Raw genomic sequence first — 20,411 nt, forward strand, 5'->3', positions numbered from 1 at the left:
AGACGTAGAGCACTTGCCATGCTGTCCATGGGGGCAGTTGGTGCGCTCAGTGGTTGTATTGGATTTTTGACAGGCTCGGAAGCACTCGAGTTTTCTGCCGAGACGGCGACCGTCTCCGAGGCATCACTGGAGGAGTCGGGCTACGAGAAGGCTCCGGACGCGTCGGGTGAACAGGAAGTCGAGCGAACGTTCTCGGTTGCGGGCCAGGAGCGAGAGGTCATCGTGACCAACCACATCCAGGAGTACAAACGCAGCGTGAGTCTCCCGGTGCTCGGCGAACAGGAACTTGCGCGATTCATCGTCCTCTCGACGCCGCAGGTTGACATCGCTGGCAAGACGTTCAACCCGGTCGGCGAGTGGACCGCCCGTGAGTTCGTCATGCAACTCCAGTCGGCCTACGACGGCCTGAACGACGTCCAGGAGGAGGGCGAACGCTCCGTCCAGATGCTCGGCCAGTCGCGAACCGTGACGAAGTTCAGCGCCAAAGCCGAGGTGCAAGGCGGCGAGAGTGTGGACGTATTCATCCACGTCACCGAACCCGTCGCAGACGGCGAGGACTTCGTCATCGGCCTCGCCGTCTACCCACAGCAAATCGACGGCGAACAGGAGCGCGTCGACCAGTTGATTTCGGGCATCCAGCACTGAACCGGGCTGGCACCGCGGCTGTCCTGCGCGGTAACCCTTTTCCTGTGGGCCTGTGTCACGGAGTATATGAACACCGTACTGGGGGCTGGGTTCGCGATTACCGCTCTCAGCCTCGTTGGGTACGCCATCGGGGTCCTCGCTCCCTATCCCGGGCGCGAGCTCTCACTCACGGGCGTGATGGTCGGCATCACCCTGCTTTCGATTAGCTGGATAGACGGGGTGAACACATGACCGTCGAAGCCATCGTTTTCGCAGACAGCGAAATCACCCACCACGACGACATCGAGGAAGCGAAAGCCGCACACGGCACGACGTGGGTGCGGGCAACGGAGGCAGACGAACAGGAGATGCTGGCGGTGGCAGCGGCCTTCGAGATACATCCCCTGACCGTCGAGGACCTCATCAACGACGTGCGCCCGAAAACCGAGGAGTTTCGCAAGTACACCTTCGTCCTCGTGAAGACGGCTCGACTCCGGAAAGGAGAGACGACGTTCAGCGAGGAGATTCGGGACATTCCAGTCGGCGTCTACATGGGCGACGACTGGGTGGTGACGCTCTCGACGGGGAAAATCAAGGCCATCGACAACACGTGGGAGGCCGTCCTCCGTGAGGACGAACGCCTCCTCCAGCAGGGCCCGGACTTCACCGCCTACCGCGTCATCGACGGCATCGTGGACGGCTACTTCGACGTGCTCGACCAACTCGAAGACCAGATCGAGGCCATCGAAGACGAGGTGACGTCCTCTACGAACATCGACACGCTCGAAGCCATCAACGCGGTTCGCCGCGACCTGCTCTCGTTTCGAAAGCTTGCCTGGCCCTCCCGGGAGGCCATCGGCCTGCTGGCTCGGGGTGACCCAACGCAAATCCAACAACCGACCGAGAAATACTACCGCGACGTGTACGACCACATCGTCCAGGTGGTCGACCTCATCGAGACCTACCGCGACCTCGCGACCGGCGCGCGGGACATCTATCTCAACGTCCTGTCACAATCGACCAACGACGTGATGAAGACGCTCACCGTCGTCGCGACCATCGTCCTGCCACTCACGCTCGTGACAGGACTGTACGGGATGAACATCACGGGGAGCGCCCTCAACATGCCCGAACTCGCGTGGCCCTACGCCTATCCCGCTGTCCTGTTCGGGATGTTCCTCATGACGCTCATCCTCGTCGTCTACTTCCACGAGCGGTCGTTCCTGTAGTGTGGGAATGATTAACACTGTAAGACTTCCAATACGTTCGGATGGGGCGAGAGCGAGTGGGCTCGGGAGGTGAAACCGACCTCGACCGCCTGCGACAGCGAGCAGAGCGCCATGCAGCGACGGCGACGGCGTCACTCTCACGTGGCGAGTTCGCCACCGCCCGCGACGAATTCACGGCGGCGCTCCGTCACTTCCGACGGGCAAAACACCTCGCAGAACGCGCCGAGAGCACCGCGGCAGGGGAATTCGACGCGCGAATTGCCGCCCTTTCTCAACGCCACGAAACGCTCGAAACGGCCTGCGCCACGGAGATGGGTGCGTACGTCGAAGCCGGACGCAAGCACGTCGCCCGGGCGGACGAGCGTCGGACCGAGGGTGCGCCGCTTGCCGCCGGTGAGGAACTGAAACGGGCGAAACACTGGTTTCTCGACGCTCGGGCGGTCGTCGAGGATGGGCACCTCGCAGATGCGCTCGCGACGCTGGTCGGGCAATTGGACCACGAACGCGCCGTACTCGCGCTCGACGCGATGCGAAGACGGCTCAGACACGGCATCGAGAACGCGGCGACGCTCGTCGAGGCGGCGGACCACCAGTTCTCGCGGAGCAACTACCGCGAGGCACTGCGGACCTACCGTGAAGCAGAGACGACGCTCGACCGCGTTCGGATGGGCATCGAAGACGCAGAAGAATCGACGGCCGTGACCCGGGCTGCAACCTGTGTGGCCTGTCAGTCGCCCGGGTCGAAGGCGCTCGCGAAAACTGGGTTCGAGGACATCGTGCTGTGTGCGGGGTGTCTCGCAGACCACCAGTCGCAACTCGACCTCATCCGGGCAGACCTCACCCCGATGGAGCAACACGTCACGGCGATGCGGACTCGCCTCACCAGCAACGAACACGGCGTCCGTGTCGAGTCGGCGTTCGACCGGTCGAAAACGGTCGGGGCGACGGACTGGCAGGTCGAGGAGCCGAAACTCCTCGCCGCCCTCACTGGGCTCGCTGACCGCCTCGGGCGCGTGCCGGCTGAAGCGGATGTGACCGCACGCGGAACGTTCGCGCTCTACCAGTACCATCGGACGTTCGGCTCGTTCGAAAATGCGCTCGTCGCGGCCGGGATGAAAATCGACGCCGGGGAGAAGTGAGCTGTCGCTCGTGAACGTCGAGTATCAATCAAAAATCTGTACTATTTACTTGAACAGCGGGTCGACCAGGTGGTCTCCAGTCTGTCCCCAGTTTGCCGTCGCACGAGCGAGGTGGAACGTCATGACTGCGAACAAAGCGACGAGGGCGAGCGCGAACGCCGCAAGCCCTGTAACCGTCGCAAACTGCAGTCCAGTGAATTCCCCGATGACCGCGAGGGCCACGCCGAGGAGCGACACCGTGGAGAGTGTTTCGAGTGCTTCCATTGTCTGTGCTGGATGCCAAATACGCGGCCAGTGATAAACCTATCGCAGAATTGATAATTATGGTAGTGGTTGTCTAGGGTCGTCGTCTCATGGAAAATCGTGCGTGACACGGGTGGACAATGATTTTACTGTCGGGGTGACACTGTCTGAGCGTGAAACGTCCGCTCGTACTCGCGTCGTTCCTGTTGGCGGGGCTCTTTTCGTTCCTCGCGGCGTTCGTAAACAGTTTGCCGGCAGACGAGTTCGTCCTGAGCGGCTTCCAGGTGACCGTCGTCGTCGCAAAGACGCTTTCTGCGCTGGCCATCGCCTTTCTCGCCTACGGCCTCTACCTGTTCACGAGTCGGTTCGTCGTCGCCCGCTTCGCAGACCGCAGACGGCAACACGACATTCGCAACGTGGTGCGACTCGCGTTCATCCTGTTCGCGCTCGTCTCCGCGTTTGCCATCATCACCGAGCAGTGGGTCGGTCTGCTCGTCTCGCTCGGCGTGGTCGGGTTCGCCATCACGTTCGCCCTCCAGCAACCGCTGTTTTCCTTCATCGGCTGGTTCTACATCATGGTCAAACGACCCTATCAGGTGGGCGACCGGGTGGAAATCGAGGGGTCGAAAGGCGACGTGGTCGCGGTGGACTTCTTCATCACAACGCTCTGGGAGATAAACGGCGAACTCGTCTCCTCGAACCAACCCTCTGGGCGAATCATCACCCTGCCTAACAGCGTGGTGCTGTCCTCGCACGTCCACAACTACTCGTGGGAAGGGTTTCCCCACGTCTGGAACGAACTCTCGGTGCAGGTCGCCTTCGAGACGGACATGGACTTCGCGGAATCGCTGCTCACCGAGGTCGCAGACGACTACCTCGGCGACGAGATGGCAGAACACATCGCGAACTACCGACGGAAACTCGCAGAAACGCCGGTCGAACTCGAAGTCAGGGACCGCCCAACGGTCAACATCCGCCAGCAGGAATCGTGGGTGGACCTCCGCCTGCGCTACCTCACCCATCCTCGCCAGGGCCAGCGGGTGAAAAACGAACTCTACAAGCGCATCCTCGTCGCGTTCAACGAACACCCAGAGCGCATCAAGTTCCCGGTCGGACGGAACCGCTAGAAGCGTTTTCACGCTGGAGGGTGAACTTCTGTCCATGACGGAACTCGTCCCCGATGAGACGGCCCGCTTCGTCCGCGCGCTCGGCCCCGAACCCGACGACATCCTCGTCGAGATGGACACCTACGGCGAGGAAATCGGCTTTCCGACCGTCGGCCCCGAAGTCGGCGGCTGGCTTCAGGTGCTCGCCACCATGGTGGGCGCAGAACGCGTCTTCGAGTTCGGGTCGGGATTCGGGTACTCGGCGTACTGGTTCGCCCGCGCGCTACCCGAGACGGGCGAACTCGTCCTCACCGAAATCGACGAGGGCGAACTCGACCGCGCCCGGGAGTACCTCGACCGCGGCGGCTTCGCCACTCGCGCTCGCTTCGAGCACGGCGACGCCATCGACATCGTAGACGACTACGACGGCCCGTTCGACGTGGTGCTCATCGATAACGAAAAAGACCGGTACGCAGAGGCGTTCGAAGCGGTTCGAGACAAGGTCGCACCCGGCGGCGTGGTCGTCGCGGACAACGCGATGACCTCGGGCGTCCAGGACTTCGACAAACTGCTCGCGTGGGCGGAAGGCGGCGACCCAGAGATGAACGCAGAGACGAAGGGAATCGCGGACTACCTCGAAACGGTTCGAACGGACCCGGCGTTCGAGACGGCGGTGATGCCGGTCGGTGAGGGCATCGCCGTGAGCTATCGAACTATCTGACCGAGCGCATGAGCGAGAAGATTTCCTCGCTGTAAGCGTCTGGTTCCAGTCCGAGGTCGATGTCCACGGTGACGCTCACACCCGAGGAGAGTTCTTCGGTCAGAGATTCAGCGTAGTTTTCGGCTGGAGCCGCGCCACCCGCGACGAGCGTCGAATCGCCGTGGTGCCAGATTGCGAGCCAACCGGTAATCGCGATGTCGCCGCCCGAGATAGCGACCGATTTCTCCGTCGTCACGTCGAAGGTGAACCCCTCGAACGGGAAGCGTGCGGTGTACTCGACGAGTTCGCCAGTTTCACCGGTGTCGGGGGTGAACGTCGTGGCTTCGCCCTCCGAGATATCGGTGAGGCCGGCGTCCTCGAGGCGCGTTTCGAAGTCGGCTTTCGCGTTCTGTTTCACCTGCTCCATGACTTCCTTTCGCCCGACAGCAGCCGGGAGGTCGTCCAGGTCAGGGGAGAAGTCTACGCGACCGGCGAAGAACACCGCCATCTGGGCGTCGACGGTGTCGAGCGTGCGCTCTGCCAACGTGTCTGCGAGTGCCCGGTCCTCGAAAGTGAGCGTGTGCGCGGCCGCAGAAACCGTCGCCCCGCTGTAGCGTTCGGTGAATAGGTTGCCATCGCGTTCGTCAATGAGTTTCCACCCGCCCGCTTCGAGTTTGTCCTTTGATACTTCCGGGGCGGGGACCGTCGCGAGGACGGACCCACACCCTGCGAGGGACGCGAGTCCGACACCTGCTGTAATTCCGAGAAACATTCTCCTGTTCATACAAATCACATATGTCGCAGGTCTTGATATTCTTAGTGGTGGGACTATGTGTTAGAATATTAATGTCTTGCGCCGCGATAGCACTGGTGTCGTGGTAACAAGAATCATAAGGAGGCGGCACTGTTGATGACGTATGCCAGGCGGAACAGACATGACCCTTCGACCGTTCCTGTGGCGCGCAGAAAAGATGTATCCCGACCGGGAAATCGTCTCCCGGACGAATCGCGGTATCGAGCGCTACACGTACACTGAGTTCGCCGGGCGGACCGCGCAACTTGCTCATGCGATGGAAGCGGCGGGCATCGAGCAAGGAGACCGCGTCGCCACCTTCTGTTGGAATCACCACCGGCACTTCGAGACGTACTTCGGGATTCCGACCGTCGGTGCCCAACTCCACACCATCAACCCGCTGCTCCCCGACGAACACATCCAGTACATCGTCGAGAACGCAGACGACCAGTTGATTTTCGTCGACGCCTCCCTGCTCCCGAAGCTCGAAGGTGCAGCGACGGGCGCGAGTGAGTTCGACGGCGTCTCTCAGTTCATCGTCATGGACTCGGAAGTCCCGGACACGAATCTGGACAACGTCGTCGACTACGAGTCGTTCATCGAGGGCCACGACACGGAGTACGACTGGCCGGTTCTCTCAGAAGACCAGCCAGCGGGCATGTGTTACACCTCGGGGACGACGGGCAAGCCAAAGGGCGTCGAGTACACCCAGAAGATGCTCTGGGCGCACACGCTGATGTCGCTCACGCCGCAGGGCCTCGGCATGGACGACTCGGACGTGTTGATGCCCGTCGTCCCGATGTTCCACGTCAACGCGTGGGGGCTTCCCTTCTCGACGACGGCCGCGGGCGCGAAACACGTCTATCCCGGCCCATCGCCAAGCCCGGAAGACCTCGCGAAACTCATCGAAGCAGAGGGCGTCACCATCACCGCCGGCGTGCCGACGGTGTGGCTCGGCCTGATGGACTACCTCAAAGAGAACGACACAGACATTTCGTCGCTCGACCAGGTCATCATCGGTGGCTCTGCGGCCCCCGAAGCGATGATTCGCTACTTCGAAGACCAAGGCATCGAGGTGCTCCACGCGTGGGGGATGACCGAGATGTCGCCGATTGGCTCGGTCGCCCACATGAAAGCCGGACTCGAAGACGCAGACGACGAGACGTACATGGCAAAGCGCAAGACGCAGGGCCTGATGGTCCCCGGCATCGAGTTCAGAGTCGTCGGCGACGACGGCGACGAGGTGCCGTGGAACGGCGAAGACTTCGGCGAACTCTGGGTTCGTGGCCCGACCGTGACCCAGGAGTACTTCAAGCGGCCCGACGCCAACGAGGAGGACTTCGAGGACGGCTATCTGAAGACGGGCGACGTGGTCACTATCGACGAAGACGGCTACATGAAGATCGTCGACCGCGCGAAGGACGTCATCAAGAGCGGTGGCGAGTGGATTTCCTCGGTCGAACTGGAAAACACGCTGATGGCCAACGATGACGTTGCAGAGGCCACCGTCATTGGCGTTCCCCACGAGCGCTGGCAGGAACGCCCGGTTGCGTTCGTCGTCCCAGCGAAGGGCGTTGACAAGGAGTCGCTGAAAGCCGACTTGCTCGCGCTCATCGAGGACGAGTATCCGAAGTGGTGGGTCCCAGACGACGTCATGTTCATCGACGAGGTTCCGAAGACGGCGACCGGGAAGTTCGACAAGAAGGTGCTGCGCGACGAGTACGCAGACTCGTCCGTGTTCGACGGCTCGACGCCCGAGGACGCCGCCCCGGAGTAGGGATTCCCACCGCTTTTCTGATATTTTCTAGCCGCAATCATTATATATGAGTATGTAGACTGTTAACGAGTAGCATACGTACTATGTCGTTGAAAATCGTCATCGAACGTCGGGAGAACCTCCCCGTCGACGCAACCGTCTGCGATTACGACCAGCTGTCAGAGGCGGAACAGCGTGTCTTGCCGCGGTTGCTCGAGGGGGAAGCGCGGGGAACAGATTTGGCGCCGAAGCTCATCGGCGACCTCGAAGAACGAGAATTCGTAAAATTCACCGCGTTCTATCGGATTCGAGTCGTGGAACCCGGCGTTACGGCCACACACCGCGTGCCTGATGCGCCTCAGCAATCCGCTTGAGTCCAACGATGTAGGCAGCGTCGCGCCACGACACGTCGCGCGAATCGAACTCTTCTCGCACACTTTCCCACGCCGTGTTCATCTCCGTCTCTAGCTCCTCGTTTACGCGGTCTAACGACCAGCGACGGCGGTTGATGTCCTGGAGCCACTCGAAGTAGGAGACGGTGACACCGCCCGCGTTCGCGAGGATGTCGGGGATGACCTGGATACCCTTCGTTTCGAAAATCCGGTCGGCACCGGTCGTGGTTGGGCCGTTTGCCCCCTCGATGACGAGGTCGGCTTTCACCCTGTCTGCGTTCTCCTCGGTGAGGACGTTACCGATGGCGGCGGGGATGAGCACGTCCACGTTGAGTTCGAGCAGTTCGTGATTCTCGAGTTTCTGTGGCGTGTCGTACTTCATGACCGCTTCCGGTTCTTCCTCGTGGGTCGGCACGTCGTGGGTGTCGAGGCCGTCGGGGTCGTAGATTGCGCCGTTTACGTCGCTCACCGCGACCACGTTCGCACCCCACGAGTCGAGGAGGCGCGCCGCGTTCGCGCCAACAGACCCGAAGCCTTGCACGGCGACCGTCGTGTCGGAGAGGGGCATGTCGTAGTAGTCACACGCGAGGCGCGTGATGATGGCGACGGAGCGACCGGGAGCCTCCTCACGACCGTAGGACCCGCCGATGACCGGCGGCTTGCCGGTGACGACGCCGGGCGTCGTTTCGCCTTCCTGCATGGAGTAGGCGTCCATGATCCACGCCATCGTCTGGGCGTCCGTACCCATGTCCGGGGCAGGGATGTCCTGCATCGGGCCGATTGAGTCGCGCAGTTCCTGGGTGAACCGCCGGGTCAGGCGCTCCTTTTCGTCGTCGGAGAGTTCCTTCGGGTTCACGACGACGCCACCTTTGGCACCGCCAAACGGGAGGTCCATCACGGCGCACTTCCAGGTCATCCACATCGACAGGCCGATACACTCGTCTTCGGTGACGTGCGGGTGGAAGCGGAGCCCACCTTTGTACGGGCCGCGAACGGCGTCGTGCTGGGAGCGGTAGCCAGTGAATACCTCGAGGCTGCCGTCGTCGCGCTCCAGGGGAACGGCCACGCGGTGGACGCGGGCTGGATGGTTCAACCGCTCGACGATGTTCTCGTCGATGTCGAGGTGTGCTGCCGCTTGCTTGAGCTGGCGTCGTGCGGTGGCGAGCGCCGTTTCTGGTTCTTGGTCTGTCACTTCGTCAGTCTCCTCTTGGTCTTTGGGTAGTGTCGTGGACATGACTCGTACTACGCTGGGAGGCGCATCTTGCCCGGCGTGGGGGACCCACGGGCAACTGCCGAAGAAGGTGGCGGTCGCCCCGGGGTTTCACACCATTGATTACCCCCTTACGAGCGCCAGTACATAATATTAATGACCTTATGTTATATTAACACGCGCTAGGCCCATTGGTTGCCACACCGCAGGCGCGTCCGCTCCTCCAATGGGGGACTGTCACACGAAAAAATCGACGCGTTCCGGCGCGTCCGCTCACGACCCCCTGTTCACTTGAGGACGGTGAAGCCCTCGTTTTCTAACAGGGAGGGGAGGCGGTCGCGGTGGTCGCCCTGGAGTTCGATGGTGCCGTCCTCGACCGTGCCGCCCGTTCCGAGTTTCTTCTTGAGCGTCGAGGCGAGTTCTTTCAGGTTTATCGCCGAATCGAAGCCCTCGATGATGGTGACGGGCTTGCCGTAGCGTCTGCTCTCCGTGCGAATGCGGAGTTGCTGTTCACTTCGAGCGAGGTCTTCGCCGAGCCCGAAGTCGTCTGGCAGGTTGAGTATCGAACTGAAGTCGTCCTTTCCCACGGGAGAGGTATGGTGTTCGACGCCTATACCTTTTGCTAGCAAATACCGGGGTCCCTTCGGCAGTCGGTGCTCGAACCGCACGCTACCCTCTCGCTGTCGTGGTGATTCGCCGCAAAAACGAAAGACTCAGCGCTCGTTGACTTTGAGCACTTTGCCGGCCGCGATGGTCTGGCCCATGTCGCGCAGCGCGAACGAGCCGAGTTCGGGAATCTCCGAGGACGGCTCGACGACGAGCGGTTTCTGCGGTCGCATCGTCACGACGGCGGCGTCACCGGCCTTGATGAAGTCCGGGTTCTCCTCTGCGACCTCGCCGCTTGCGGGATCGATTTTCTGGTCGATAGATTCGACTGTGCAGGCGACCTGCGCGGTGTGGGCGTGCAGAACCGGCGTGTATCCGGCGGTAATCACCGACGGGTGTTGCATGACGACGATTTGCGCCTGGAAGGTCTCTGCGACCTTCGGTGGGTCGGAAGACGGCCCGGCCACGTCACCGCGGCGGATGTCGTCCTTCCCAATTCCTCGGACGTTGAACCCGACGTTGTCGCCGGGGCGGGCCTCGGGAACTTCCTCGTGGTGCATCTCGATGGACTTCACTTCACCAGTCGCATCGGAGGGCATGAACGTCACGCTCTCGCCGACTTTGAGGATCCCCGTCTCGACACGGCCGACGGGGACCGTACCGATGCCGGAAATGGTGTACACGTCCTGGATTGGGACGCGAAGCGGAGCGTCGGTGGGCGGTTGCGGTTCTGGGAGCGCGTTCAGCGCCTCCAGAATCGTCGGGCCGTCGTACCACGGCGTGTTGTCGCTTTGCGAGGAGACGTTGTCGCCCTCGAACGCCGAGGTCGGAATGAACGTCGCGTCCTCGGAGCGGAACCGCACCTGCTGTAACAATTTCTTCACTTCGTCTACGACTTCTCGATAGGTGTCTTCCGAGTAATCGACGACGTCCATCTTGTTGACGGCGATGATGAGCTCCTCGATACCCAGCGTGCGGGCGAGGAACACGTGCTCGCGGGTCTGGGGCGCGACACCGTCGTCTGCGGCGACGACGAGAATCGCGTTATCGGCCTGCGAGGCGCCGGTGATCATGTTCTTGACGAAGTCGCGGTGACCCGGCGTGTCCACGATGGTGAAGTAGTACTTGTCCGTGTCGAACCGCTGGTGGGCGATGTCGATGGTGACACCGCGTTCGCGCTCTTCGGCGAGATTGTCCATCACGTAGGCGAATTCGAATCCTGTCTTCCCCTTCGATGCGGCTTCCTCGCGGTACTGTTCGATGACGTGATCTGGGACGCTCCCCGTCTCGTAGAGGAGGCGTCCGACGAGCGTGCTTTTTCCGTGGTCGACGTGGCCGATGACGGCCAGGTTCTGGTGCGGTTTGTCTGCCATGGTAAATCCCCCACGACGTGGGTACCCCACGCGTGTCAGTGTATATTCACCACGATTAATGAAAAACGTATCGCGGCTGCAACCCCACGCGCCGTTATTGCCATAGCGCGCCTCTCTATACTCATGGCAACCTCCAGCCCCCACCTCGATGGGCCGCTCGCGTCCATCCTCGAAACCGTCACCGGGTGGCCCGGTGTCACCGCTGAATCCCACCGCTTTGGCGGCGTCGAATTCCAGCTCGCTGGTCGAGAAATCGGTCACATCCACCGAAACGGCATGACCGACATTCCGTACCCAAAGCGATTCCGAGACGCCCTCGTCGAAGCACGCCTCACCGGCCCCCACCATCTGTTTCCGGACGCCGGCTGGACGACGTTCTACGTCACTGACGCGGCAGGTGCGGACCGCGCGGTCTGGTTGCTCAGGGCGAACTACCTCTACTACGCGCTCATCTACGCGAACAAGCCCGGCCACGAGGCACTCACGGCACTCGATTTAGAGGCTGAACTCGCGGCGCTCGACCCGCCCGCGCCCGCGGCGGCAATCTACGAGGGCCTCCTGGCACGTCGCTGAGGCAACAAACTAGTACTCTCTTTCGTGCGCGTGAGAACTCTGTCAGCGTTGCTCGCGCTCACTGGCCTGTCGCTCGATGTCTCGAATCGCTCGTTCTTGTTCGCTCCGCGAGATGCCACCCGACTCGGCGTGCCGACCGCTGTACTGCCAGTCGGGAATGGCATCCCACACGTCGTCTTTGTTCGATTCCTTCCCGTCACGTTGGACGCAGAGCGCGGCGACGACGCTGCACACGAACACGACCGCGTAAACGACGTAGAAGGAGAGCGGGTTCGGAACCACGGACCACACGACCCCGCTCAGGGCAAATGCGGCGAAATAGCCGAAGGCCAGCCCGAACAGGATGGCGTTTCGTATGCTACGGATTGCCATATGACTGGCTTGCTGCTCCATTCAAATGAATCACCCGGTCGTGTCGATTTGTCAACTATTCTGTCTCCATCGCGTCACGAGAGAGTTTCAGCAACGTAGACCGGGGGAGGAAACGAGCGGCGAGGGGAACGCGGCGCTGGCCGCGCGGCACAGCTACCACCTTCCCGTCGAGCATCGCCTGATACCCGAACTCGGCGACCGACGCGGGCGTGGCCAGCGAGTCGAACAGGTTCGTCTCCGTCCATCCCGGATGGACGGCCACGCTTTCGACGTCGATGCCAGCCGCCTCCAGACGGCTGTGCAGTTCGACGGCGAACAGGACGTTCGCGAGTTTGCTCTGTGCGTAGGCGGCGTAGCGGTCGTAAGAGTCCTCGCTCTGAAGGTCGGCAAAGTCGATGTCCCCACTCCAAGCGTACCGACTGGATACTGTCACCACGCGTGCGGTACCGGGCGCGTTCGAGAGCAGGGGCAACAGGAGGCCAGTCAGCGCGAAGTGTCCGAGGTGGTTCACCCCGAACTGGAGTTCGAACCCGTTCGCCGTGGTGCGCCGAGGTGGGTGCATCACGCCCGCGTTGTTGACGAGGATGTCGAGTCTGTCGTGGGCGGTCGTGAGTTTCTCTGCGAACCCGTGAATCGAAGAGAGGTCCGCGAGGTCGAGTTCCAGCAGTTCGAGCGAGGCCTCTGGCTATCCCGCTCGAATTCGGGCGATTGCCTCCTCCCCACGGTCGCGGCTTCGACACGCGAGGACGACGTGCGCACCGCTCGCGGCGCCTCGAAGCCGAGGCCGCTGTTCGCGCCAGTCACCACGACGGTCTTTTCGCCCATCCCGGGCATGTCGTTCCTGTCCCACCCCACTGGAGTCATTTTACGCCTCCTCGAATCTGCGCCACTGGCGTAGCCAGTGCCATATGCTAACTCGGACCGGTGACTGGATGAATGTAACGCCAAACAAGGCCGGGACTGAATATAATAGGATGGCATCCCAAGAGGGCGTATGGATTTACTCGATGCCCGAATTGTCCCCGAGCACGCCCGCGGTGTGAAGGAGGAAGCTCGCGCCTTCGCAGAAGAGTACATCGAACCGAACGCTGCGGAGGCTTTCGAACGCGGCGAGTATCCGTGGGAAATCCTCACGGCTGGCCAAGAGGCGAACCTGGTCGCCCAGGACATTCCCGAGGAGTACGGCGGTCGCGGCCTGTCGCTCCACGAAATGCTCGCCATCGGCGAGGAGTTCTTCAAAGCCGACGCCGGCATCGCACTCACCCTCCAACTGGCGAGTTTCGGCTGCGAACTCGTCTACGAATACGGCAGCGAAGAACAGAAAGAGGAGTTTATCCGCCCCGTCGCCGAAGGCGAGCAAATCTCCGGCCTTGCGGTCTCCGAACCCGACACCGGAAGCGACCTCGCCGGGATGACCACGTCCGCCGAAAAAGACGGTGACGAGTGGGTGCTGAACGGTGAGAAATACTGGGTCGGCAACGCCGTCGAAGGCGACTGGCTCACCCTGTACGCGAAAACCGGCGACGGGGAGGACCGCTACGGCAACTACTCGCTGTTTATCGTGCCAACCGACGCACCCGGCTACGAGGCAGAGCACATCCCCGAGAAGATGGGCATGCGGGCCTCGAAGCAGGGCCACATCGTTCTCGACGACTGCCGCATCCCCGAGGACCACCTCGTGGGCTTCGAGGGCGCTGGCTTCTACATGCTTGCCGAGTTCTTCAACCACGGCCGCATCATCGTCGGCGGCCACGGCCTCGGCCTCGCCGCCGCCGCCATCGAGGAGGCGTGGGACTTCGTCCACGACCGTCGCGCGTTCGGCCGCGACATCAGCGAGTTCCAGGCCGTCCAGCACGACCTCGCGAACATGCGAATGGAGTTCGAGGCGGCCCGCTCGCTCAACTGGCGCGCCGCTGACATGGTCGCGGAGGGAGAGCGCCCCGGCCTCTGGGCGGCGATGGCCAAGACGAAATCGACCGAGACCGCAGTCGAGGTCGCAGAACGCGCCATGCAACTACACGGCGGCCGCTCGGTGCTCTCAGAGCGTCGCATCGCCCGCGTCTACCGAGACGTGCGGATTCCGGTCATCTACGAGGGGGCGAACGCCGTCCAGCGAAACCTCATCTACCGTCAGGGCTGAGTTTTTCCTGTCTGCGCCCTAAGGGGAGCCATGGGAGCACCCTCGCTCACCCTCGTCGACCGCGGCACCATCAGTGCGGACCTCAACTTCGTTTTAGACGGCTACGTCGTGGGAACAGCGGACGAACCGAACCCCGAACTCGCCTACGACGACTTCGCGGTCTGGAATCTCGTCATCGACCACCCCGAAGCCACGATTCTCTGGGACACTGGCCCCCACCACGACGCCGCAGCGGGCTACTGGCCGCCGCCGCTCTATCAGGCGTTCAAACCCGACGACCCGGCGAACCACCGACTCGACGACGACTTGGACGCCGCCGGTTACGGTATCGAAGACATCGACGCCGTCGTGATGAGCCACCTCCACCTGGACCACGCAGGCGGCCTCCACCACTTCGCTGGAAGCGAGACGCCAATCTACGTCCACCGCGACGAGATTCCCTTCGCCTACTTCAGCGCGAAGACCCAGGAGGGCTCGGTGGCCTACCTCGCGAGCGACTTCGACCACGATCTGAACTGGAAAATCGTCCGAGGCCACCGCCACACCCTGTTCGACGGCGTCGAACTCCACCATCTGCCCGGCCACACGCCCGGCCTGCTCGGGGCGCTCGTCCACACAGCCGACGAGTCAGTCATCGTCGCGGGCGACGAGGTGTATCTCCGGGAGAACTACGAGCAGGCCTGGCCAATGGCGACGAGTCTTCTCTGGAGCAATCAGGCGTGGCAGGAGAGTCTCTACCGGGTGCGCGAACTCGAACGCCAGCACGACGCCACGGTCCTGTTCGGCCACGACCTCTCGCAATTCCACGACTCGCAGAAACGCTGGAGATAGGTGGGACAAAGTTCATTACCAACTCTCCCGACAGTACTGGTAACTGTCGGAATTTCCGAACGAGCAAACGAAGATGAAAACCCAGTATTATCGATTGCTGGTCGGGTCGGTTGCCCTCGGTATCGCCCTCTACGCCTCGTGGCTACTCCTTCGTGGGCCGTTCATGACTGACCAGTTTCTCAAGCCAATAGAGATGGCGGCGGCAATTTTCGCGTTCGTTCCCTCGACAATCGCCGCGGTGTGGGGTCTCTCCCCGTTGCTCGACACTTAATCGTCTGCCGGCACGCCTTTCGGAGCTGTTGCTTCGGTCGGCATCCCCCGGTTGAAGTAGCGGTCCCAGACGACGAGCGTCGAGGGCAGAATGACCATCGACGCGATGAACGAGTACACGACGGAGAGCGCCGTGAGCGTCCCGAACTGGCCGATGGCCGGGAACACGGAGAGGAACAGCACCCCAATCCCGAAGACGGTGGTGAACATGCTGCCGGTGAGCGCCCCGCCCGTCCCGCGGACCGTCCGTTCGAGTGCGGGCATGGTCGCGCCCTGCTCTTCGAGTTCGTCAACGAAGCGGTGGACGACGTGGACGGAGTAGTCGATACCCAGCCCGATGGTAATCGCGAGGATGGTCGCGGTGAAGGCGTTAAACGAGATGCCGAGATAGCGCATCGTCCCCGCCAACATGGCGACGGTGATGACGATGGGCACGACATTCGCGATGCCGAGGGAGGCCCGGCCTTCTAACAACCAGAAGATGAACATCAGGAAGATGACCGTCCCCCCGAGGGCGACGGCGAGGCTCACGATGGCCGACTGCAAGATGAGGTCGGAGATTGCCTGGAACACGATGGTTCCGCCCGTCGCCGTCGCGGTGTAGCGGAACTGGGTCGCGAGCGCTTCGCCGTCGGCAGCGATTTCTTCCTGTGAGGCGCTCGACTTCACCGAGTAAACGGCCCGCGCGCTCCGGCGGTCCTCGCTCAGGTAGCGAAGCGTCTCCGCACGTGACGACGAGGAGAGCAGGTAGTCGTAAATCTCGTCCACGTTGTCGTCGGGGATGCCGTTGCCGTCGCGGTCGTTGCGGGCGACCAACGCGGCGAAGTCGGGGTCACTCTGGGCGCGTTGCTGGACGATGGTGACGATGCTCGTCCCCTCCGCCCGTCGGCCATCGCGAATGAAGGCGTCGGGCGGGTCAACCGCCCCACGGTGTATCATTTCGAGGGCGATGTCTCTCTCCATCGCCCCCTCGATGTATATGGTCACAGAACTGTCCTGACTCGCCTCGAAGTTGTCTTCTAAGAAGTTGAGCGTCCCGACGATGGTGTAGTCGCTTGGCTTGAACGGTTCTGGCAGACTCGACAGGTAGACTGGCGTCTCCTCCGGCGGCAGGAACTCTTCCTGTGTGAACGAGGTATCGATGCCGGTGGCGTAGTAGGCAGACCCCAGGCTGAGCAGCACCATGAGGACGAGGAACGCTCGCGGCGCACGCCGCGCGATGAACACCCCACCCGACAGCACTCGGCCGAGACGCGACCCTTCCTGCCCGAGCGGCGTCTGGCTGAACGTCGGAATCGGGTATTTCTTTCGGGCGCGGTCGAGCGACACCTTCGCCGCCGGAAGGAAGATGCCGAACACGAAGAACGTGAAGATGATACCCACGCTCGCCACGATGCCGAAGTCGCGGATGGGGAGCAGCTGGCTCGTCAGGTTCGACATGAAACCGATGACCGTCGTCGTCGTGACGATGAAGAACGCCACCAGCAACTGGTCGGTCGTGAGCAACATCGACTCGTCTATCTCCTTGCCCTCCACGCGTTCCTCGCGATAGCGGTTCACCGCGTGAATCCCGAAGTCGATACCTACGGCGAGCAACAGCGGCGGGACGGCGATGAGAATCTGGTTGAATGAGATGCCGGCGAGACCCATGAATCCGAACGTCCAGACGATGGCCATTCCGAGCGAAACCACCCCGAGCAGCAGGTCCGCGAGGTCGCGGTAGGCGAAGATGAGGAAGAAGACGATGAACACGACGGCGGCGGGGATGACGATGATGAGCGAGTCGAAGATGACCGAGGAGAACTCGTCCGAGATGATGCCGCTGCCGAACACGCGGATGTCACCGCCTTGCTGGTCTGCGATGCGCTGCATCTGGAGTTGGATGTTCGTGAGCGGGTCGGCACCGCCGGTCCCCGCTCCCTGACTGAACTCGATAGGCAGGTTGTGCTGGACGACGGCGATGGTCGCGGAGGCAGAGGGCTCGCTCGGATTGAAGTCGTTGCTCAACAGCCCGGTAAAGCCGGGACGCTCCGCCGCGGTCCGGACGGCAGTTCGAATCTCACTGGGCGGCGCGCGTTCTATCGTCCGAATCTGGGCTTCGAGCGTCGTCGCGTTCGGGTTTATCGTCTGAGCGACGATGGCCGCGGCGCTCGACGTCTGGGCGACACGCAGCGACTCGCGGCCGCTCATCTGCTCTTGGGCGCGAAGCATCCGCAACATCCCCTGTTTCGAGACGACGTTCTCGCCCGTTTGGATGAGTTGCGTACTCCCGCCGCCCGTCGAAAACGTCGGTGAGAATTCTGTGTTGATCGATTCGAGTGCTTCCTGAGCCGGAACCTCCTCTGCGAACTGCTCGGTGCCCGCTTCCGTCTCTACGTTACCGAGTCCGACCGCGAATATCGCCGTCATGACGAGGAAGGCAAACACGACCTGTAACGACCGGTCGACGATGAGGTGGTCGGCCCAGTCGAGGAAGCGACTCGTGTCCATTATTGTCTGCGATAGAGGATGTACAATCCGATGAGGGCGACCAGAATTGCGCCCGCGGCGATTGGGATGATCGGGAGGCCGCCGTCTTCGGGTTCTTCCACCTGCACCGCCACCTGGTAGGTGTCAGAGAGGAGCGTGTCGCCCCGCGCGTTGTCGTACTGGAAGTCCATGGAGACAGGGTAGTCCTTCTCGAGGGCAGCACCATCGGCGCTCACGGCGAACTTGATGGTCGCCGACTCGCCGGGGCCAAGCGACTGGATGAACGCTTCGTCGTCGGTCGTCGAGAGGGGACTGTCTGCGAACAGTTTCGCGGAGATGTCGGTGAGCGGTTCGTCGCCGTTGTTGGTCACGGTGACTTCGAGCGTCGTTCCACTGCCTGCTTCGACTGTCGCGTTCACCGGTTGGACGGTGAACTCCTTCTGTTTCTCACCGACGGTTACCTGGGTGTCGAGCGGGTCGCTCTGGCGCTTTTCTCCCTCTTCGTTGCGGTACTCGAGGCGGAAGGTGAACTGGCGTGGACCCGCACTCGCCTCTGAGCCGACTTCCACGTCGAAGGCGAAGTCGGCCCCCTGACCGGGTTCGAGCGTGCCGAGAGCCACTTCCGTTTCGACGGGATTCAGGTTCTGCGTCTGCGTTTCGAGGACGAGCACAGCGTTCTCCGCGACCACGTCACCCGTGTTCGCGACCTGTCCGCTGATGGTGCCCTCAGAATCGACCCGCAGGGTACTCTCTACGTTCCCGATTTCGAACTCCTGTGCCCCACTCGGAACGAACCCAGTCGCGAGCGGACCGGCCTCACGGGCCTGGCCTTCTTCGTTGTCGTAGCCGATGGTCGCCTGTAACGAGTAGGTCCGGCGTTCGGCTTCCTCTGCGACGTTCACCCGGTAGGTAACTTCCTTTGTCTCGCCTGCGGCCCACGACCCGACGTACGATTCTGCGGCCTGCGCACCCGCACCGAGTGTCACGTCGGAATTGGGCGATTGGACGGAAATCGTCGCGTCGCTCGCGGGTGCATTGCCGGTGTTTCGGACCTGCATAGTGACAGTTCCGGAGTCACCGACGGCCACGTCGCTCGACGTGCCGAGGATTTCAAAGCGTGATTCGTCTTCGACCACGAGGGTGACTTCGAGCGTCTCGCTGACGCTGCGCTCTTGCTGGACGAACGGTTCGCGCTCGGAAATCTGACTCGTGTGCGTGTAGGAAACGCGAACCGGTATGGTATACGTCCCCGGTTCGGCGTCTTCATCTACGACGACGGAGAACGGAATCGGTCCGGTCGTCCCTTCAGGAACCGACCCGACCGCGATTTTCCCGGTCTTCACCGAGATTGGGGCGTCACCCTCGCGGACTTCGAGGGTCGTCCCGCGCGCCGTCGTCACCCGCGCTTCGTTCGCCGGGTTGCCGCCGGTGTCGATGTCGCCCGTGTTCAGAATCGAAAGGGAGAGCTCGGTCTCCTCCCCTGGCGTCACGCGATTGTCAGAGAGATATAGTTCGAGGTCGGGAGAACCTCTGACCTGCGCCGCCACGACGCCCGGTGTGACCGCCGCGACCAGAAGTACGAAAATTACTGCGATGGCCCCTCTCATCTCTGCCCCCTGACTGCGCTGGGTGCCGCCAGTGTTTGCATGACGATAATGTAGTATCGCTCACGTATAAGATAGCATGAACGATTATAAACTAAAGTATAGTTTTATTTTATCTATGATAGTTCCACGATGCCGTAGGTTTCGTCGAGGTAGTCGAGAATCCAGTCGACCGTTTTCGGGTCGTAGGTCCAGAACCCGTAGAACTCGCGGGGAGCGCGTTCCTCCGCGAGCAGCGCACACTTGTCGATGTCGTTGCCCGCTCCGTCAAAGATGACGAACCACGTCTTTTCGATTTCCGAAGCGCGTTCGAGGTGCAGGATGAACCCTTCGTGGTCGGGCACGTCCGTGTCGGGGGTCGCGTACGCGTGGACCTCGATGTCCTTCGTGCCCAATTTCTCGTACACGTGAAGTTCACCGCTGAGCGTAGAGAGGTACTGGAATCCCGCGTGGAGTCTCCCCCGCCCGAGACGCCAGGCCCTATCTTCGATTTCACGAGAAGCCTGGACCATCTCTTTGATGCTCCGAGACGTAAACATCGTCTCGTCTAAGTGCTGGAGGATGGGCCGGTAGGCCTCGTCGTTCCACCCCAGGTCGTCGTCGCCGGGGGTAGGGTTCGTGATGGCCTCCAGCGTCGAGAGCGGAAACGCTGTCTCGAACTCGCCGTCACGACTCAACACGGCGAAATCGTACGGTGCGCCGTCTTTCGTGGTCTCCAGTTCGACCCGAACGTTTCTGTCTTTGAGCGCGTCGCGGAGCTGCGGAACGAGCGACTGGTCTGCCTGTGGGTTGAACACCGTCAGCAGTTTCTCGTGTGCTTCCACTCCCGCGATGATTTCTACGAGCGACATGCCCTCCACGGATGTACACGCCGAGGCGATATCTAGCCACCTGTGTCGAGGGAGCGTACACAAGACCTACCCGTGGGGAAGGCTAACGGCAGAATAGTGCGTTTCCGTTCTACGTTATCTTTCGTGTGAA

Annotated in this window: 20 protein-coding genes and 1 pseudogene; 11 read left to right on the plus strand and 10 right to left on the minus strand. The window is 61.9% G+C overall.

What is annotated here, in order from left to right:
* Positions 1 to 66: 66 nt before the first annotated feature.
* The 4 genes from P0648_RS08730 (at position 67) to P0648_RS08745 (ending at position 2,992) form a co-directional block, all read left to right on the plus strand.
* On the plus strand, positions 67 to 645 hold the full coding sequence (locus P0648_RS08730) for a DUF6517 family protein (protein WP_369685655.1): 579 nt from the start codon (positions 67 to 69) through the stop codon (positions 643 to 645).
* A 66-nt stretch (positions 646 to 711) separates the two neighbouring features.
* On the plus strand, positions 712 to 876 hold the full coding sequence (locus P0648_RS08735; RefSeq protein ID WP_276247656.1) for a hypothetical protein: 165 nt from the start codon (positions 712 to 714) through the stop codon (positions 874 to 876).
* A complete protein-coding gene (gene corA, locus P0648_RS08740) occupies positions 873 to 1,853 on the plus strand; it encodes a magnesium/cobalt transporter CorA (RefSeq protein WP_277503591.1) in 981 nt (326 codons plus the stop codon). The genes P0648_RS08735 and corA overlap by 4 nt, the downstream gene beginning before the upstream one ends.
* A gap of 41 nt (positions 1,854 to 1,894) precedes the next feature.
* A complete protein-coding gene (locus P0648_RS08745) occupies positions 1,895 to 2,992 on the plus strand; it encodes a homing endonuclease associated repeat-containing protein (protein ID WP_277503592.1) in 1,098 nt (365 codons plus the stop codon).
* A gap of 45 nt (positions 2,993 to 3,037) precedes the next feature.
* Here P0648_RS08745 and P0648_RS08750 read toward each other — a convergent pair whose 3' ends face one another.
* Positions 3,038 to 3,256 carry a hypothetical protein gene (locus tag P0648_RS08750; RefSeq protein WP_277503593.1) on the minus strand — a complete coding sequence of 73 codons (219 nt, stop codon included), beginning with the start codon at positions 3,254 to 3,256 and terminating at the stop codon, positions 3,038 to 3,040.
* A gap of 152 nt (positions 3,257 to 3,408) precedes the next feature.
* Here P0648_RS08750 and P0648_RS08755 point away from each other — a divergent pair, with 152 nt between their 5' ends.
* Positions 3,409 to 4,362: a mechanosensitive ion channel family protein gene (locus P0648_RS08755; RefSeq protein ID WP_277503594.1), complete on the plus strand. Its 954-nt coding sequence runs from the start codon at positions 3,409 to 3,411 to the stop codon at positions 4,360 to 4,362.
* Positions 4,363 to 4,396: 34 nt separating this feature from the next.
* Complete coding sequence (locus tag P0648_RS08760) at positions 4,397 to 5,062, plus strand: O-methyltransferase (protein ID WP_277503596.1); 666 nt, start codon at positions 4,397 to 4,399, stop codon at positions 5,060 to 5,062.
* Here the strand turns inward: P0648_RS08760 and P0648_RS08765 are convergent.
* Positions 5,055 to 5,825: a hypothetical protein gene (locus P0648_RS08765; RefSeq protein WP_277503597.1), complete on the minus strand. Its 771-nt coding sequence runs from the start codon at positions 5,823 to 5,825 to the stop codon at positions 5,055 to 5,057. The two genes, P0648_RS08760 and P0648_RS08765, sit on opposite strands and share 8 nt — an antisense overlap.
* Before the next feature lie 133 nt (positions 5,826 to 5,958).
* Here P0648_RS08765 and P0648_RS08770 point away from each other — a divergent pair, with 133 nt between their 5' ends.
* Complete coding sequence (locus P0648_RS08770; protein WP_277503598.1) at positions 5,959 to 7,611, plus strand: long-chain fatty acid--CoA ligase; 1,653 nt, start codon at positions 5,959 to 5,961, stop codon at positions 7,609 to 7,611.
* A 306-nt stretch (positions 7,612 to 7,917) separates the two neighbouring features.
* On the opposite strand, the gene gdhB is transcribed toward P0648_RS08770, so the two are convergent.
* The 3 genes from gdhB to tuf form a co-directional block, all read right to left on the minus strand.
* Positions 7,918 to 9,216 carry a glutamate dehydrogenase GdhB gene (gene gdhB, locus P0648_RS08775; RefSeq protein WP_276247648.1) on the minus strand — a complete coding sequence of 433 codons (1,299 nt, stop codon included), beginning with the start codon at positions 9,214 to 9,216 and terminating at the stop codon, positions 7,918 to 7,920.
* Between the two features lie 263 nt (positions 9,217 to 9,479).
* Positions 9,480 to 9,779: a stress response translation initiation inhibitor YciH gene (gene yciH, locus P0648_RS08780; RefSeq protein ID WP_369685093.1), complete on the minus strand. Its 300-nt coding sequence runs from the start codon at positions 9,777 to 9,779 to the stop codon at positions 9,480 to 9,482.
* 126 nt (positions 9,780 to 9,905) lie between these two features.
* Entirely contained in the window at positions 9,906 to 11,171 is a 1,266-nt protein-coding gene (gene tuf, locus P0648_RS08785; RefSeq protein ID WP_276247647.1) for a translation elongation factor EF-1 subunit alpha, read from the minus strand.
* A gap of 123 nt (positions 11,172 to 11,294) precedes the next feature.
* Here tuf and P0648_RS08790 point away from each other — a divergent pair, with 123 nt between their 5' ends.
* Positions 11,295 to 11,744 carry a luciferase family protein gene (locus P0648_RS08790; protein ID WP_277503599.1) on the plus strand — a complete coding sequence of 150 codons (450 nt, stop codon included), beginning with the start codon at positions 11,295 to 11,297 and terminating at the stop codon, positions 11,742 to 11,744.
* 42 nt (positions 11,745 to 11,786) lie between these two features.
* Here P0648_RS08790 and P0648_RS08795 read toward each other — a convergent pair whose 3' ends face one another.
* Both P0648_RS08795 and P0648_RS20555 read right to left on the minus strand, forming a co-directional pair.
* On the minus strand, positions 11,787 to 12,116 hold the full coding sequence (locus P0648_RS08795; protein ID WP_277503600.1) for a hypothetical protein: 330 nt from the start codon (positions 12,114 to 12,116) through the stop codon (positions 11,787 to 11,789).
* A 226-nt stretch (positions 12,117 to 12,342) separates the two neighbouring features.
* A pseudogene (locus tag P0648_RS20555) lies at positions 12,343 to 12,980 on the minus strand (SDR family NAD(P)-dependent oxidoreductase); the annotation flags it as partial.
* Positions 12,981 to 13,110: 130 nt separating this feature from the next.
* Here P0648_RS20555 and P0648_RS08810 point away from each other — a divergent pair.
* From P0648_RS08810 to P0648_RS08820, 3 genes are all read left to right on the plus strand, one after another.
* On the plus strand, positions 13,111 to 14,256 hold the full coding sequence (locus P0648_RS08810; protein WP_277503604.1) for an acyl-CoA dehydrogenase family protein: 1,146 nt from the start codon (positions 13,111 to 13,113) through the stop codon (positions 14,254 to 14,256).
* A 30-nt stretch (positions 14,257 to 14,286) separates the two neighbouring features.
* Positions 14,287 to 15,087 carry an N-acyl homoserine lactonase family protein gene (locus P0648_RS08815; protein ID WP_277503605.1) on the plus strand — a complete coding sequence of 267 codons (801 nt, stop codon included), beginning with the start codon at positions 14,287 to 14,289 and terminating at the stop codon, positions 15,085 to 15,087.
* Between the two features lie 73 nt (positions 15,088 to 15,160).
* Complete coding sequence (locus tag P0648_RS08820) at positions 15,161 to 15,358, plus strand: hypothetical protein (protein WP_276247642.1); 198 nt, start codon at positions 15,161 to 15,163, stop codon at positions 15,356 to 15,358.
* Here the strand turns inward: P0648_RS08820 and P0648_RS08825 are convergent.
* From P0648_RS08825 to P0648_RS08835, 3 genes are all read right to left on the minus strand, one after another.
* Positions 15,355 to 17,847: an RND family transporter gene (locus P0648_RS08825; protein WP_277503606.1), complete on the minus strand. Its 2,493-nt coding sequence runs from the start codon at positions 17,845 to 17,847 to the stop codon at positions 15,355 to 15,357. The two genes, P0648_RS08820 and P0648_RS08825, sit on opposite strands and share 4 nt — an antisense overlap.
* The gene (locus P0648_RS08830) at positions 17,847 to 19,433 is read right to left on the minus strand and encodes a COG1361 S-layer family protein (protein WP_277503607.1); all 1,587 of its coding nucleotides are present in this window, start codon (positions 19,431 to 19,433) and stop codon (positions 17,847 to 17,849) included. Before P0648_RS08830 ends, P0648_RS08825 begins: the two co-directional genes overlap by 1 nt.
* Positions 19,434 to 19,546: 113 nt before the next feature.
* Positions 19,547 to 20,281, minus strand: a complete 735-nt coding sequence (locus P0648_RS08835) for a DICT sensory domain-containing protein (RefSeq protein ID WP_276247639.1) — start codon at positions 20,279 to 20,281, stop codon at positions 19,547 to 19,549.
* Between the last annotated feature and the right edge of the window lie 130 nt (positions 20,282 to 20,411).

The sequence above is a fragment of the Haladaptatus sp. DYSN1 genome, assembly GCF_029489995.1.
Taxonomy (GTDB): domain Archaea; phylum Halobacteriota; class Halobacteria; order Halobacteriales; family Halococcaceae; genus QDMS2.

Bases quoted from the DNA above. Each gene is read 5' to 3' on its own strand.
- P0648_RS08735 (WP_276247656.1), top strand. From the start codon at position 712: ATGAACACCGTACTGGGGGCTGGGTTCGCGATTACCGCTCTCAGCCTC.
- corA (WP_277503591.1), top strand. From the start codon at position 873: ATGACCGTCGAAGCCATCGTTTTCGCAGACAGCGAAATCACCCACCAC.
- P0648_RS08745 (WP_277503592.1), top strand. From the start codon at position 1,895: ATGGGGCGAGAGCGAGTGGGCTCGGGAGGTGAAACCGACCTCGACCGC.
- P0648_RS08750 (WP_277503593.1), bottom strand. From the start codon at position 3,256: ATGGAAGCACTCGAAACACTCTCCACGGTGTCGCTCCTCGGCGTGGCC.
- P0648_RS08760 (WP_277503596.1), top strand. From the start codon at position 4,397: ATGACGGAACTCGTCCCCGATGAGACGGCCCGCTTCGTCCGCGCGCTC.
- P0648_RS08765 (WP_277503597.1), bottom strand. From the start codon at position 5,825: ATGAACAGGAGAATGTTTCTCGGAATTACAGCAGGTGTCGGACTCGCG.
- P0648_RS08770 (WP_277503598.1), top strand. From the start codon at position 5,959: ATGCCAGGCGGAACAGACATGACCCTTCGACCGTTCCTGTGGCGCGCA.
- gdhB (WP_276247648.1), bottom strand. From the start codon at position 9,216: ATGTCCACGACACTACCCAAAGACCAAGAGGAGACTGACGAAGTGACA.
- tuf (WP_276247647.1), bottom strand. From the start codon at position 11,171: ATGGCAGACAAACCGCACCAGAACCTGGCCGTCATCGGCCACGTCGAC.
- P0648_RS08790 (WP_277503599.1), top strand. From the start codon at position 11,295: ATGGCAACCTCCAGCCCCCACCTCGATGGGCCGCTCGCGTCCATCCTC.
- P0648_RS08795 (WP_277503600.1), bottom strand. From the start codon at position 12,116: ATGGCAATCCGTAGCATACGAAACGCCATCCTGTTCGGGCTGGCCTTC.
- P0648_RS08810 (WP_277503604.1), top strand. From the start codon at position 13,111: ATGGATTTACTCGATGCCCGAATTGTCCCCGAGCACGCCCGCGGTGTG.
- P0648_RS08815 (WP_277503605.1), top strand. From the start codon at position 14,287: ATGGGAGCACCCTCGCTCACCCTCGTCGACCGCGGCACCATCAGTGCG.
- P0648_RS08820 (WP_276247642.1), top strand. From the start codon at position 15,161: ATGAAAACCCAGTATTATCGATTGCTGGTCGGGTCGGTTGCCCTCGGT.
- P0648_RS08825 (WP_277503606.1), bottom strand. From the start codon at position 17,847: ATGGACACGAGTCGCTTCCTCGACTGGGCCGACCACCTCATCGTCGAC.
- P0648_RS08830 (WP_277503607.1), bottom strand. From the start codon at position 19,433: ATGAGAGGGGCCATCGCAGTAATTTTCGTACTTCTGGTCGCGGCGGTC.
- P0648_RS08835 (WP_276247639.1), bottom strand. From the start codon at position 20,281: ATGTCGCTCGTAGAAATCATCGCGGGAGTGGAAGCACACGAGAAACTG.